The organism is Flagellimonas sp. ABD4_174, assembly GCF_056160185.1.
The window spans coordinates 1506534-1522909 of sequence record NZ_JBSWWP010000001.1; the positions used below are offsets into that span (position 1 = coordinate 1506534).

The window sequence follows — 16376 nt, forward strand, 5'->3', positions numbered from 1 at the left end:
TTTAAGATTAGAAGCTTACGTTTACACCTAACTGGTAGGTTCTCGGTATTGGCACCGTAGCAAAATCAAATCCTCTTACACCGTTGCTTTGTCCGGCAGCACTTACTTCTGGGTCCCATCCGGAATAGTCGTCCCAAGAGATCAGGTTACGTCCTACCAGGCTGAACTTCACATTGTCTATATAATCCCATTTTGGTTTAAGGGTGTAGCTCAAAGCAACCTCTCTAAGTTTTACAAAAGAACCATCTTCAACGAATTCTTCGAAGATGTTAGCTTGTGCACTACCATATCCTTTGGGAAGCTCACCTAACAATTCTGCTCCAACTTGTGAACCTCCACCAAAGATTACGTTATCCATCAATCTTCTGTTCCAGTTGAAAACATCGTAGCCTTGGATGGCGTCGAATTGAACTCTAAGACCGAAATCTTTATAGGAGAATTCGTTGATTATAGAACCAAACCAATCTGGATTTGGATCACCGATTACCTTGGATGCTTCACCATCTTCGGTTGTACCTCTGTATGGGTATCCATTTTCATCCAAAGCAATGGAACCGTCTTCGTTTCTTGCGTAGAACTGACGATAGAATACACCCAATGGCTCACCTTCGATTACGTAGTTGGTAGAGAAACTTCCTCCAAGCGCAATTCTTCCACCTCCGGCAACATTGGTAACCTCGTTTTTGTTTTTGGAGAAAGTAGCGGTCACATCCCAGTTAAAATCTTGGGACTTGATCGGGGTTCCTCTCAATAGTATTTCAACACCGGTATTTTCCAAGTTACCAACGTTTTCAAAACGAGAACCAAACCCACTCGATGGGCCAAGTACCCTTTGCAGCAACAAATCGGTTACTTTTTGTTTGTAATAAGTAAACTCGATACCTAAGCGGTTGTTCATAAAGCCTGAATCGAAACCTAATTCGAACTCATCTTGTCTTTCGGGTTTTAGATCGGCATTACCAAGAAGAGTGCTTGGAGTAAGACTAACTGCTCCGGTCAATGCTGATGGATTGTAATTCGTAAATCTTGAATAGGCGCCAAGTGCGGTAAGGTTACCTGCCTGACCCCAAGATGCCCTAACTTTAAAGATGTTGAAAGCGTCACCAAAGGTGTTTTGCCAAAATTCCTCGTCCGACATTACGTAAGAACCACTGGCTTTAAAATACAATTGGTTACGTTCGTCTTCTCCAAAAGAAGAAGCTCCGTCCATACGCACGGCACCATTGATGTAAATTTTGTCCTTGTACGAGAATGATTGCTGATAGAAGGCACCCCAATAAGAGATCTGTGAACGGCTTTCGCCTTGCTCTAAAATACTTCCGCCTGTTGCCGTTTGAACCAATGGAGGAAGCCCTGTTGCGTTTATGCCAACGCTCTCGCGTTCCTCATACTGCCAAGATCCGCCAATGGTAGAGGTTGACCTAATATCATCGGTAAGCTCGGTTCTATACGTTACGTTAAGGTCCGAGTTGTACTGAAAGTTGTTCAAATCAGCTCTTCTTGCATATCCATCGGCATTTGGAGATGTATTGTTAATTGGAATGTATGCCGTTGCCGATTGGTTATAGTAATCCATACCAAAAGTGTATTTGGCACTTAAGTTATCGTTGAACTTTGCATCTAAAGCAAGGCTGGTGATAAAACGATTGGTTTTCTGACCGAAATCGAAACGAGCCACTGCTTCTGCAGGATTGGTTCTTGGAACCAATGGAGAGGTTACAGGGTATACCCCGGATTCATCCGGTGACGGGTCTATTGAGTTGTCACTGAACACATAACCAGTTATTGCACCGTATGGGTTGTTGATACCACCATTCGGTACATCCTTGCTTACACTGCGAACATAGTTGAACCCACCGGTAATGTCCAGCCAATCCGAAGCCTTTTGGGTAATGTTCGCTTTAAAACCGTATCTTTTAAAATCTGTGTTTTTAATGATTCCTTCGTTGTCCAAGTGTGAAGCCGATAGAAAGTACGATGTTTTTTCTGTACCGCCGGTCATGGATAGATAGTTTTCTATACCAAAACCAGTATCGAACAACTCATCTTGTAGGTTGTAACGGTCCACTTCGTAAGTTGCCAGGTTAGATCGGTCCGTAGGAACTTCCCAGGCCAATGGTACTGTATTGTAATCAATTTCTTTTCTTAGTTCATTGATACGGGCATTGGTCATAAAAGTAAACTTGGGTTCACCGCTCCTACCTTGTTTGGTAAAGATCTGTACAACACCGTTACTTGCTCGAGAACCATAAATAGCTGCTGCAGCGGCTCCTTTGATCACCTCGATTTTTTCAATGTCGTTAGGGTTAATGTCCGCTAATCTGTTCTGGGCATTACCCCCTAAGTCTACCAACTCGTTACTTGAGTTGCTAATGATGATTCCATCAATAATATACAACGGATCGGAACTACCGGCGATGGTACTTGGTCCCCTTAAACGGATACTGATACCTCCGGCAGGATCTCCAGAATTTTGTTGTACCAATGCACCTGTGATTTTACCTGAAATGGCCTGATCGATCTGTGTAGCACCATTTTCTACCAATTGTTCGGCTTTAACAGAAGAAATGGCGTTCCCTAAAGTCCTTTTGTTTACACCGGCGCCACTACCTGTAACAACTACCTCGTCCAAGCTCAAAAGGTCTTCGGCCAAGGCCATGTCGTTGGTAATAGTGGTTGAACCACCGGCATCAATGGATATTCGTTGTGATGTAAATCCTAGTGAACTGAACACTAGTGTGTAAGAACCCGAGTCAAGAGTTGCAGTAAACGTGTAGTTTCCATCAAAATCGGTAACGGTGCCGAATGATGAGTTTTCAATAAAAACCGATGCACCTGCCAAGGGAAGGTTGGTTCCGGTTTCTGTAACGGTTCCAGAAAAAGTGTACTGGCTCTGGCCAAACGCGGAAAGCGTTGATACCAAGAGTGCAAATAGCACCAATCGGAACCTCAATCCTAAATAGTCATGAAGTTTTCGCATAAAATTGAGTAGTTTAATTGAATTTAGTTTATCGAGTTGTTAGTGTTCGTTCTTTAAAAATGATAGCGTACAAATCCTTCCATGGCTTCATATTCTGCCATTCCAAGCTCGTTGTATCTGTTCGCCGTGTCCTTGTTTCTTTGTTCGGCGCGTTGCCAAAACTCACGATCGTCGTTGCCCGGGAACATGGCGCTGTCCTTTTGGGATTGATGTTTAAAGATGGCAGTGATCTTACGGGCCATATCCTTGGGTCCGATCGGTACTGCCATTTCCATATCGGCAATGTCCCATTCTTGCCACGCTCCACGGTACAGCCATACGTAACAGTTCCGTATCCAATCTACCCGGTCCTCTTTTAATTTTTCGAGCGCCTTAAAAATAATCTGAAGACATACCCTATGTGTTCCGTGTGGGTCCGACAGATCTCCGGCGGCGAAAATCTGGTGGGGCTTCAATTTGTTGAGCAAGTCGTACGTTAGCTGTACATCCTCATCGGAAAGTGGTTTTTTGCGAACTGCCCCTGTTTCGTAGAACGGAAGGTTCTGGAAATGGGCGTTCTCTTCCGGTACGCCACAATATCTACAAGCGGCCAAAGCCTCTCCTTTTCTGATCAGGCCTTTGAACTCTTGTACTTCGGGGCTATCCAATTCACCAGGCTTTTTATTGGCCAAGAATTCTCTAACTTTCTTTATCTTTTGTTTAAGCTCTTTGTTGTCTTTTTGTACATCTATGGCAAAATCCAAGAAGCGGATTACTTCATCATCAAAAACAGCAATGTTCCCAGAGGTTTGATATGCCACATGTACATTGTGACCCTGATCTACCAGGCGCAATAAGGTACCTCCCATCGAAATCACATCATCATCTGGATGCGGACTAAAGATCAAGGAAGTTTTTGGGTGCGGTTGTGCTCTTTCAGGACGTTGGCTATCGTCTGCATTCGGTTTTCCTCCTGGCCAGCCCGTAATGGTGTGCTGTAACTGGTTAAAAACCTTTAGGTTTATTTGTTCTGCGGAACCGATCTCTGCGATCAGATTGCCCATTCCGTATTCGTTGTAGTCCTCGTTGGTCAATTTTAGAATGGCTTTTCCAAGCTTTTCTGATAGCCAGATGGTGGCGGTTTTGATCAATTTATCGTCCCAGTCACACTCTGTGGCCAACCAAGGGGTCTTTTTTCTGGTTAGGGATGATGCAGCCGCTTCGTCCAAAACAAAATCACAATTATCGTGATACTGAAGGAAGGTTGCCGGAACCGATTCTTTTATTTTTCCCTCTACGGCTTGTTGTACAATGCTGGACTTTCCTTCGCCCCAAGCCATAAGAATTATTTTACGGGCACTCATAATAGTACCGACTCCCATGGTAATGGCTCGTTTGGGAACATTTTCCTCGCCAAAGAAGTCGCTTGCGGCATCGAGTCTCGTCATTCTGTCCAAACGGATCAGACGGGTTTTACTGTTCAATGTGGATCCCGGTTCGTTAAAACCAATGTGACCCGTTCGTCCAATACCCAATATTTGGATGTCTATTCCGCCTACATTTTTAATTTTCTCCTCATAATCCTCACAGTACTTTCTTATTTCGTCCATGGAAATATTACCATCTGGGATATGGATATTGTGTGGTTCAATATCAATATGATCGAACAGGTGCTCGTTCATAAATCTCACATAGCTATGGATGGAATCCGGTTTCATTGGGAAGTACTCATCCAAGTTAAAGGTGATGACATTTTTAAAGCTCAACCGTCCTTCTTTATGAAATTGAACTAGGTAATCGTAAACTTTTACAGGGGTTGAGCCCGTAGCCAAGCCCAAAACGGCTTTTTTTCCTTCTTCCTGTTTTTGGTTGATCAAACTGGCAATTTCGTTGGCAACGGATAACGATGCTACATCAGAATTTCCATGAATAATGGTGTGGATTTTCTCAAATCTTAATTCTTCTTGATAAGGCTGGTACATAACAAAATGTATAAGGTTCTAGCAAAATGCTGAAAAGTTAATTCCAAATGTATGCAAAAAACTGCATTAAATGCAATAAAATGCAAATAATATACAATTACACTTGAAAACTGCATTTATTTGCAGTATTTTGCGGTTATTAGTTCCGTTTTTGGGATTTATTTAACTTTATCCCACGTATGTTAAAAGAAGAAAGACACCAGTTTATATTGAATGAAGTAGGAATCCACAACAGAATATTGCTGACGGATATCGCCGATCGGTTAAATGTTTCGGTGGATACCATTCGACGGGATATTAAGGAGTTACATAGTTCTAAGCAATTAAAAAAAGTGCATGGCGGAGCTGTTTCTCTTGGGTTTAATAATTATAATCCTACAGGAAAAAAAATTTATTCCTTAGAAAAAAAATCGCAAATTGCGGAAAAAGCACTTGGACTCATTAAGGATGGACAGGTAATTTTACTGAGTGGAGGGACAACCAATCTGGAACTGGCCAGAAAACTCCCCCCGAAAATAAAACTCACATGTTTTACCCCGAGCCTTCCCATTGCAGTTCAACTTTTGAGCAAGGACAATATTGAAGTGATCTTTATTGGGGGCCGATTGTCCAAAGACTCACAAATTACCATTGGCGGCAGCGCTATCAACATGCTGTCGGAAATAAAAGTGGATATCTGCTTTTTGGGAACCAACTCGATTCATCCCATGGAGGGGTTAACGGAATTTGATTGGGAGATAGTCCAAATGAAAAAGGCTATGATACATAGTTCAAGAAAAGTAGTGTCGCCTTGCATATCAGAAAAAATCGGGTCGACCCAACGTTATAAAATATGCGGGGTAGAAGAAGTTGATGTAATGATAACAGAATTGGAACCTTGGGACATGAAACTGGACGCATTTAAAAATCTGAACATACAAATATTATAATATAGTGATAGAAAAGCACATTAAGATTACGGAGGAGCCATCCAATTACGACGGATTGGACCAAATGGATACCTTGGAAATAGTTGCCAACATCAACAACGAAGATAAAAAGATTGCAGATGCAGTGGAGTCGGTGCTGCCGCAAGTAGCCCAAATAGTGGATGAGACTGCCAAACGTTTTGAAAAAGGGGGCAGGCTTTTCTATATTGGTGCAGGTACCAGTGGGAGACTAGGTATTTTAGACGCTTCCGAAATACCACCTACGTTCGGGATGCCCTACGATAAGGTGATCGGACTCATTGCCGGTGGTGATCAAGCTATTAGAAAAGCAGTGGAGTTTGCCGAGGATGATACCGAACAGGCTTGGAAAGACCTCAAGGAATACGATATTAATGAAAATGATGTTCTTGTGGGTATAGCGGCCTCCGGTACAACACCATACGTTTTGGGTGGAATTGCCGATGCCAAGGCCCATGGTATTCTTACGGGTGGAATTACAAACAATCCAGGTTCGCCTTTGGCCACATCCGTTGATATTCCCATTGAGGTAAATGTTGGACCAGAGTTTTTAACAGGAAGTACCCGAATGAAGAGCGGAACAAGTCAAAAACTGGTATTGAACATGATTTCTACGGCCCTAATGATTCGCATCGGCAGGGTAAAAGGAAATAAAATGGTGAACATGCAGTTGAGCAATACCAAGCTGGTGGACAGGGGCACGCGCTACATAATGGAAGAGCTTGGTCTTAGTTACGATGAAGCTGAAAAAGTACTCAAAAAATACGGTTCTGTTAAGCTGGCCATCGATGCATTAAAGTAGTGGGTCGATTACTTGGGCACCAAACGGAATATTCCCTTCCCTTCGATACCCACATAAATAAAACCATCCGGAGCTTGACGCACGTTTCGGACTCGCCCCATACCATCGAGTAATTTTTCTCGATAGGTGACCGTGTTGTTTTCGACTACCAATCGTTCCAAATATTGGAATGCCAAAGAGCCGACCAGCAGATTTCCTTGCCAATCAGGATATTTATCCGAAGTAACAATGGTAACACCGGACGGAGCAATGGATGGTGTCCACTGATGGATGGGTTGTTCCATGCCCGGTCTACTGGTTTCGTCGGTGATTGATGTTCCACTATAATTTATTCCGTAAGTAATAACGGGCCATCCGTAGTTTTTGCCCTTTTGTACAATGTTTAGTTCGTCACCACCTCTTGGGCCGTGTTCATGCTCCCATAGTTCTCCTGTTTCTGGATGCAATACTAGGCCTTGTGGGTTGCGGTGTCCGTAACTGTAAATTGCTTTTTTTGCATTGGGTTCGTTTACAAAGGGGTTGTCGTCCGGAATCCGACCATCATCGTGTAGACGATAAATCTTGCCTCCATCTCTTGTAATGTCTTGGGGGTTTACATCTCTGTCTCCCCTGTCACCAACAGAAAAGTATAGATAGCCATCGTTGTCGAACTCTATGCGTGACCCAAAGTGTTGCCCTTTGGTCGAATTGGGTGATGCTTTGTACAATACCTCTTGTTGAACCAATTTGTACCCGGACAGTTTTGCGCGCATAATGGCAGTGTTTCCACCTTTTCCTTCTCCCTCTTCCGAAGCGTAGGAGAAATATATCCATCCATTTTGGGAATAATCAGGATGCAGTTCAATATCCATTAATCCGCCTTGGCCACGGTTATAAATTGAAGGGGTATTTTCAACTTCAATGGCTTCTCCGGATTTGCTAACTATCAGTTTGCCAGACTTATCGGTAACCAAAAAGGTAGTGTTGGACAGAAAAACCATTCCCCAAGGGTTTTGTATGCCTCCTTGGACAAGTTCCGTAGTAAAATCAAGGGATTTGGGAGTTTTTATGTCTTTATCGGATGTTTGGGCGCAAGATGTACCTAGCAGTACAACGAAAAAATAGATGATCAGGATAATTTTTTGCATACTTTTACGTTAAAGTAACAGATTTTATAGATTAACGGCAATATTTTGGTGCCGTGTGTGTTTAAGATAATCAGAATTATATAAGAAAAGAAAATTACTATCAAAGAATATTAAGACCCCAAATCTGAGTGTTCTTCTTAACAAGGCTTAACCTATGCTCCCACAAAAAACAAGGCATTTATTATATGTCGTGTTGTTGGTGTTCATATCAATCTTCGGCTCAACAGTTTTGGCAAAGACCAATGTAACAAGGATACTGGTTAATTTGGTATCCAACACTACAGAGTCCAAAACAGAAAAGAAGGTTCCCAGCACTACGATCCAAAGAGCATCCTCCGAAGATATTGAATTATTCGCGACTGCTCCAATGTTTGCTACCATAATTAATGGAGCGAACGAGGAGGTGGTATGTCCGAACGATGGAAGCACTTTGGCAAAATTCTTCTTGTGTGGTACCAGTGATATCCGCACACTAACATTAAGTCAGTCCGGAAACTTGTACGAATGGCAACAGCTTGACCCTAATTCTTGTGCCCCTACAGTTGTAGATGATTGTCCAACAATAAATAACGCATGTACTTGGAATACAGTAGGTATGGATCCTACATTTGATCTTTCCACTGCTGGCGAATTTAGGGTGCGTGTTGATTCCGGTCAATATTTTTATTTTAAATCCACACTAAACCCATTAAATCCACAATTGATCAAAGAAGATATCATCTGTGGCAATCCGGGCAGGGTAGAAGTGACCAATGTTCCAGCAGGTTATGAATATAGCTTGAACAGTGCTGCCGGACCCTTTCAAGACGATCCTTTTTTTGATATCACGGCCGCAGGCGATTACCGAGTATACGTTCGGTTAAAGAATGTTTCTGCTACGGCATGTGTTTTTCCTTCCAATCTTGTCACCGTTGATGATCTGGACATCAATGTAGATGTTACTGCAAACGATATTTTATGTAGTGGCGAGTTGGGCAGTATAGATGTCGCTGTTTCCGGAGTACCGGGTTTTTATACCTATCGATTGGTTAAAAATGGGGTTACTGTGGACACCTTCGGTCCTAACGGATCGGATACATACACTTTTGCAAATGTAAGCCCCGGAACATATAGTATTCGGGTGGAAACCAATAACTGTTCGGAAACCATTACAACCGATATTGATGGTGATCCCATAACAATCGGTGGAGGTATAAGTCCTTTGGCCGTTTCTGCAACCGCATCGGATAGTTTTGGTTGTGGAGCTGCTTCTGTAAATGTGAACGTAGTCACCAATGGAGGAACCGCACCGTACCGATTTAGTGTAGATGGAGGGCCATTTGGTTCTACCTACACCTCTAGCTCCACCTTTTCCGTAACTACCGCAGGTACATATAATATATTGGTGGAGGATGCCAATGGATGCCAACGAACCGCAGCAGTGGATGTAGAGGATATACCACCGCCAATTTTTAGTTTTATAGAAGAAGATGCCAATTGTGGAGGAGCCAATGATGGAAGGATTACCATAAATGTGACCAGTGGTTTTGGATACGAAATACTGTATAGTGTAGATAACGGAGTTACTTTTCAGATAAGTAATGTATTCTCCAATTTAGCCCCGGGAAATTACGATGTTGTGCTCCGCTACGAGCAAGACTCGTTCTCCTGTACAACAACGCCACAAACAGCAACTATCGGTACACCGTCAACAATTACCGCTACAGCTACCCCGGACAGCGAACCGACCTGTTTGGACGAAAATGGAGGACAGATCACCATTTCGGGAGTAGGTGGAGGAACGGCTCCTTATGAGTATAGTGTTGGGGCCGGTTTTAGTACAAATCCGGTATTTCCCAATTTGGGAGTTGGAACTTATACACCAATGATTCGTGATGCCAATGGCTGTGTACAGGCGCTTTCCGATATCACCTTTAATGCTTTGAACAAGCCATCGGATATCGGTTTTAGTATTTCCAGTTTGGATTGTATCACCACAACCGCCACTTTGGACTTAACGGTTACAGGAGGTTCGGGAACCTATACTTATGAGATTATCGCCCCTGCAGCCAGTGCAGTAAACAATGGAGGCAGCAGCACGTTCCCAGGTTTGGGATTAGGGACTTATACTTTTAGGGTGACCGATGATGAAGGCTGTTCGTATGATGAAAATTATGCCATTACCGATATTAGTTCCATTGGGGTGCAAGGACAACAGACCAAAGTAGTTACCTGTGTTGGCGATTCTGATGGTGAGGGACGTTTTTTGGTGGATGGATTCAATACCACATATAGTTATAGTATTGACGGAGGTCCGGTAACCACGGGCCAGAACAGCAATATTTTACCGTTAACGGGATTAACAGCAGGTAGTTATGTAATTTTAGTGACCGATGAAGAAACCAATTGTACCGATACGGCAACTTTGGTCATCGAAGAACCAGCCACGGCATTTGCAATAGCTAGTCTCGATGTTACCGATATGAGCTGTCAAAACGGAAACATTGGAGCAGTTCGTATCAATACCGTTGGCGGTTGGGGCGGTAATCGGTATACTTTGACCCAGCCCGATGGATCTACTCGTGGGCCCAAAAATGGCAGTACATTCTCCAATTTGTCCCAAGATGGAACCTATCAAGTAAGTGTAACGGATGCCAACGGATGTACCGTGACCGACAGTTTTACATTGACTCGACTCGCTGCACCGACTTTGACTCTGGACAATGTGGCATCGGACTATTGTTATGATAACTTTACAGCGGCAACGTTGGTGGTAAACGCTTCTGGTGGTTTGGCGCCCTATCAATATAGGATCAATGGAGGTTCCTTGGGAGCTAGCAATAGTTTTGCGGGACTAACCCCGGGAACCTATACCATTCAAGTAGTGGATGCCAACGATTGTAGAGACACCGTAACGGCAACTATAGAACCACAAGTAATGGCCAATGCAACCACCATCCAAGAATTGGATTGTGCAGGACCTCCTGGTCAGATTCAGGTGGACATAAGCAATGGATATACCTCTTCTGGAGATTACGATATATATGAAGTCAGTATCAATGGTGCTCCATATACCGCCAACAATAACAATATTTCAGGAAATTCGTTTGTGTACAATATTCCCAACGATGGTTCCATAATTTCGGATACCACCTTCCAGTTCTTGATTACAGATGCTAGAGGATGTACTACAGAGACCAATACTGTGACCATTTCCCCGCCAGAAACCATTGCTGGAACGGCAGTGGCCACGGATACTCAATGTGGGGATAATACCAGTGGATTGGTAGAATTGATTCCTGACACTACTCAGGGCGTTCCACCATATGAGTTCAGTAACGATAATGGAGCGACCTTTAGCACACAAAATATATTTTCTGGTTACGGACCTGGTGTGCATGGTGGATTTATAATCAGGGATAGCAGAGGATGTGTGAGTCCGGCATATTCGGTAACCATAGCACCAAGTGATCCATTGGATGCAACAGCCACCCCAACAGACGCCGTTTGTGCGATAGGATCTGTGAATGGGTCTATATCCACTACCATAAACAATGGTGTAGGGCCATATGATTATATTTTAGTGGATGAATTTGGGGGAATGGTAGCGTCTTCTACAGGAACGGCAAGTACAACGGTAAACTTCCCGAATCTACCCATAGGAAACTATACTGTAATTACTACAGATTCTCAAGGGTGTGAGGACAGAGATCAGGTAGTTATTGATCAAAACCAGCTCAATCTTACGCCTTTGGATGCAGCACCGCTATTGTGTTCCGATACTGTATTTCCATATAGGGTTCAGGCCTCGGGAGGAACAGGGCCTTATGAATTCAGATTAGTGGGAGACCCTATTTGGACCCCAGGGACAGGAGCAGGTAATGATATTTTCGATGTAACCGGACTTGTAGTGCCTGGAGTAACTTACTTTGTGGAAGTAAGGGACGCTTTGGGCTGTACCTATATTCAAGAAATAGATCCAATTGGCCCTGTAAACCCCGTGGCCGTTGCGGCAACCTCTTTGTCTGCCTCGTGTAATGTGGCGGGCAGTGGTTCTATTGATTATGAAGTTTCTGGAATTTCCGCACCAGGTGACTTTACGGTAACCCTGCAAAATACAGATACGGGAACAACGGTTTCTACCCAATCATTCAGCGGCGAAACCATACCTTATACGGATACATTTACAAGTTTGGCACCCGGGAACTATCAGATTATAGTTACGGACGACACTAATGGTTGTAGTGGAAGTACTTTGGCTTTTATTGATATTAGTTCGGTATCCATTGCCATCGATAATTTTGTGGAGGCCACATGTAACGTCGGGGCCTTGGTCACTGTAAGAGGTTTTGGGAGTACAGGCCCATATACCTATGCTTACGTGCCCACAGGTGACCCTGCGCCAGTAACATTTACCTCCGAAACAACATTTGAAATACCGGGTCCATACCCGAACGACTATGATTTTTATGTGCAGGATGCCAATGGGTGTACTGCGCTCACAACACTCTCCGTTACTCAAGAAGCAGGGGTGCCCAACCCTGTGATCGATGTAGTCAATCAATGTACCGCAACAAGTGGTTATCAAATTAATATGGTATCCCCACTTTCAACAGGTTCGGGATTGCCAGAAGAAACTTTTCAGTACGATATTGGTAGTGGATTCCAGACCGGGACAACATTTATAGTGCCCAATCCAGGAAGCTACGTCATCACGGTTAGGGATGGTAATGGATGTATCAATACGGTAACGGCAGATGTATTCGATTTCTTTGCGATCAGTGCCGATGCTACCTCATACCCGACCTGTAACGCAGGCGATGGTGAGATAACCGTGAATACCACTGGGGGAAGTGGCACTTTTGAATATCAATTGAGAGATGCCGCCACATTGACCAATATTGGTCCAGCGCAGAGCACCAATATTTTCACGAACGTGTTACCGGGAGATTACAATATTCTGGTAACGGATTTAAACTCCAACACTATGCCTTTGTGTTCCGATGAAGCCATAGTAAACGTTTCTTTGGTGGACACTCCAGTGATTACGGCGACACCAAGCAGCGATGTTACTTGTTTTGGGGCGGATGACGGGACGATAACTGTGGAACTTCAACCGGGAAGTGATACCGATACGCCTATCAGCTATATTTTGTATCAAGGATCAACATCAAATATTATTGCCGGGCCACAGGGTTCACCTGTGTTCGATAATCTTCAGCCCGATACCTATCAGGTAGAAGTGGTTTCGGATAGAGGCTGTTCTGATCGAACAGGCAACATCATTATAGATGAACCTACCGAATTATTGGTGAATGCTGTCAATACCGAATTTAGCTGTAACCCATCCAGCAATCAATTTAGTACGGCAACCATAACTATATATACCGATGATAATGGAGATGGCACGGGCGCCCCAACAGGTTCGGGTTCCTATACGTATAGCATGAATGATGGTACGCCACAATTTGATGGCACCAATTTCCAGACCAGCAATACCTTTGAAGTTATTGATAATGGTACGGACCAAACCATTATTCTGACCGCCAGAGATCAAAATGGCTGTGAAGAAACCGCCACGGTAACCATCAATACGCCAACAGACATTACCTTTAGTTACAATGTGAACCAAATTACTTGCGATGCTTCAGGAGCAGGTGTAAGTCCCGGTTCTATTGATATTATTGTGAACGAAGGTCCAGGGAATTATGAAGTGGAAATCTTGCCGTTAGGTTCGGAGCCCGCACGAAGTTCAGGCGGTAGCGATAGGGTAAGCTGGGATATTTCCACACCAGGTGATTATATTTTTGCAGTAACCGATGTAGGCAGCGGGGGATGTACATACTTGACCACTACGATCACTATGCCCGAATACAACAATATTGAGGCGGTAATCTCAGAAGTAGATCCTGTAACCTGTTTTAATGGTAGTGACGGTTCCATAAGTCTGGAAATAAATAATTATAGCGGAGTTTATAATTATGAGGTTTTCACACGAGACAATGCAGGAGTTGAAACATCCACAGGGGTCACGGGAACTTTTGATACCAATGCACCGATAAACAGCCCTGAAATTATTCAAAATGTACCTGCTGGAAACTTGGTAGTCAGGATCGAAGCCTTGAATACTCCATTTTGTGATGCGGTAAGTAATGTTACTACCGTTCGTTCCCCCGATAGAGCGCTATCGGTGAATGCGGTTCAGACATCACCGGTTACTTGTAATGTGCCCGGTTTTGGTGAAATAACTGCTACTGGTGATGGGGGATGGGGTACCTATGAATATCAATTGGTAGCATCGGATGGTACTATTTTGGTGGATTATCCGAACACCAACCCCGTTTTTGAAAACTTGTCTACGGATACCTACACCGTAAATGTGCGTGATTTGAGAGGTTGTGAATCTACAATCGACATTGACCTACCATTGCCCACACCAATAACTGCAGATATCCAAGTGGTAAGCCCATTGGCCTGTAACAACGATAACAATGCCGTAATCGAAGCATTCAACGAATCTGGAGGACAGGGAATTGGAAACTACTTATATCAATTGAATAGAATTACGGACGGTACCAATAGTGGTCTTCAAACCACACCGAGATTTGCCAATTTGTCTGCAGGAGAATATACCATAACCATTTTTGATGGGTGGAACTGTAGTTTTACAACCCTTCCCATTGATATTCAAGACCCCGAAATCGTAGTTGCCGAACTAGTGGAATTACAACCACCGGGATGCGGAAATTTAGGTAGAATGGAACTTACGGTGACCAATCCAGAACCAGGAGTGGATTATTTTTATAGAAGATCGGGAACCACTGACCCATTTGTGCCTTTCGGGGCTGGAATGACCAGCGTAGAGATTGCCGCAGATATAACCTTGGATCCAGGGCCGTTCCAGTACGATGTTCAAAATTCCAATGGATGTCCATTTGAGAAATCCAACCAAATCTCGTTAGATCCAGCTGCACCTTTGGTAATCGATTTGGATTTGACCAACGCTACCATTAATTGTGCTGGAGAGGCAACGGGAATAATACGATCTGAAGCTTTTGGGGGTATAGGAAACTATGTATATACCTTGGTAAACTCCAATACGTTGCCTCCATCGGCTGCAACAATTGTTCGTCCTGCACAAAGCTCGGGTATCTTTAGGGAGTTGAATCCCGGTACGTATTATGTTTTTGCTCAAAGTGGAGGATGCGAGGCCATATCCAATCCAATTATCATTGAACCAAAAGACCCTTTGGTATTGGATTATTTGGAAGCTGTACCGGTAGTTTGTGCGGGAGATATGAATGGACAGATTATTATTGAGGCCAGTGGGGGAACCGGACAAATTAGATATTCCATTTCGGATACCTTAAGTGAATTTTTTGAAGGGGATGATCCAGTAAATCCAAATAGAAAAACCTTTACGGACTTGGCACCTCGCACGTACGACATCATCATTCAAGATGATTTGGGTTGTACCATAACAAGAACAGTAGAGATTACCCAGCCCATGGAGTTGGTAGCAGGAGTGGTCAATACCACGCCCGAAACCTGTATGGGCGATGCCAACGGAACCCTGACCCTTGAAGTGACCGGAGGTACCGCTCCTTATTTTACTAGTGTAAATTCTGCCGACGATGCGGATTTTGTTCAAAACGATAGTTTGTTCTTTGATAATCTTCAGGGAGGTGAAACCTATGTCATATTTGTTAGGGATGCCAATGGTTGTCAAACCAATGTTATTGCGGAAATAGGAATAGGGATAGATATTGTTGCGGAACCAATAGTTGAATATGGTTGTGAGGGAATATTTCCCAATAGCACTGCGACTATTTCTATTGAGGACCAGTCCCAGTTGTCGGATTTATTGTTTTCTTTAGATGTGGACGATATAGCATTGGCTACCACTCAAAGAACGTTCGGGGATCTTCCGGCTGGAGAGCATACGGTATATATATACCATGCCAACGGATGTGTCACTTTTGTGGAATTTGAAATAGAGGCATATGAACCGCTCACATTGGAAGCGACAAAAACCGGTCCAGATGAAATTACGGCCATTGCCACCGGTGGCTTTGGTGGATATGAATATTTCTTCCAAGGAGAGTCCTACGGAGAGGTGAATACCTTTAATGTCACAGTTGACTCAAACATAACGATTATGGTGCGAGATCAAAACGGATGTGAAGCAACACTGATAATGCCGTTTGATTTTGAAGGAATGCCGGAAATGCCGAACTTCTTTACTCCAGATGGAGATAATATGAACGACTATTGGTATCCGGAAAATCGTGAATACTTCCCATTTATCGATGTAATTATATATGATAGGTACGGTAGAGTAGTGGCCCGCTTAGATCAAGTTAAAAAATGGGATGGCACGTATGACGGTAAGCCTTTGCCTACTGGGGATTATTGGTATGTGGTTTATGCCAACGACAATGAAAAACAACAGTTCGTAGGACACTTTACGCTGTACCGGGAGTAAAAGGATCGGCAAAAACTGTAGACCTATATTTTAGAAAAAAGTTTTAAAGGTATCGGGTAGAAATATCATCAAAATTTCTATTTTTGCAATCCCTT

General features: G+C 43.5%; 6 protein-coding genes. 3 read left to right on the forward strand and 3 right to left on the reverse strand.

Annotation, left to right across the window (positions count from 1 at the left end; translation table 11 throughout):
* Nucleotides 1-7: 7 nt before the first annotated feature.
* Both ACXAFK_RS06730 and nagB read right to left on the reverse strand, forming a co-directional pair.
* Nucleotides 8-2980, reverse strand: coding sequence for a SusC/RagA family TonB-linked outer membrane protein (locus tag ACXAFK_RS06730; RefSeq protein WP_474957208.1), 2973 nt, complete (start codon nucleotides 2978-2980; stop codon nucleotides 8-10).
* Nucleotides 2981-3033: 53 nt separating this feature from the next.
* Nucleotides 3034-4941: a glucosamine-6-phosphate deaminase gene (gene nagB, locus ACXAFK_RS06735; RefSeq protein WP_474957209.1), complete on the reverse strand. Its 1908-nt coding sequence runs from the start codon at nucleotides 4939-4941 to the stop codon at nucleotides 3034-3036.
* Nucleotides 4942-5120: 179 nt separating this feature from the next.
* On the opposite strand from nagB, the gene ACXAFK_RS06740 reads away from it, so the two are divergent.
* Both ACXAFK_RS06740 and murQ read left to right on the forward strand, forming a co-directional pair.
* Nucleotides 5121-5870: a DeoR/GlpR family DNA-binding transcription regulator gene (locus tag ACXAFK_RS06740; RefSeq protein ID WP_224835070.1), complete on the forward strand. Its 750-nt coding sequence runs from the start codon at nucleotides 5121-5123 to the stop codon at nucleotides 5868-5870.
* Nucleotides 5871-5877: 7 nt separating this feature from the next.
* The gene (murQ, locus tag ACXAFK_RS06745; RefSeq protein ID WP_293299169.1) at nucleotides 5878-6690 is read left to right on the forward strand and encodes an N-acetylmuramic acid 6-phosphate etherase; all 813 of its coding nucleotides are present in this window, start codon (nucleotides 5878-5880) and stop codon (nucleotides 6688-6690) included.
* An 8-nt stretch (nucleotides 6691-6698) separates the two neighbouring features.
* On the opposite strand, the gene ACXAFK_RS06750 is transcribed toward murQ, so the two are convergent.
* The gene (locus ACXAFK_RS06750; RefSeq protein ID WP_474957210.1) at nucleotides 6699-7817 is read right to left on the reverse strand and encodes a PQQ-dependent sugar dehydrogenase; all 1119 of its coding nucleotides are present in this window, start codon (nucleotides 7815-7817) and stop codon (nucleotides 6699-6701) included.
* Between the two features lie 229 nt (nucleotides 7818-8046).
* On the opposite strand from ACXAFK_RS06750, the gene ACXAFK_RS06755 reads away from it, so the two are divergent.
* Entirely contained in the window at nucleotides 8047-16281 is an 8235-nt protein-coding gene (locus ACXAFK_RS06755; protein WP_474957211.1) for a T9SS type B sorting domain-containing protein, read from the forward strand.
* Nucleotides 16282-16376: the final 95 nt, after the last annotated feature.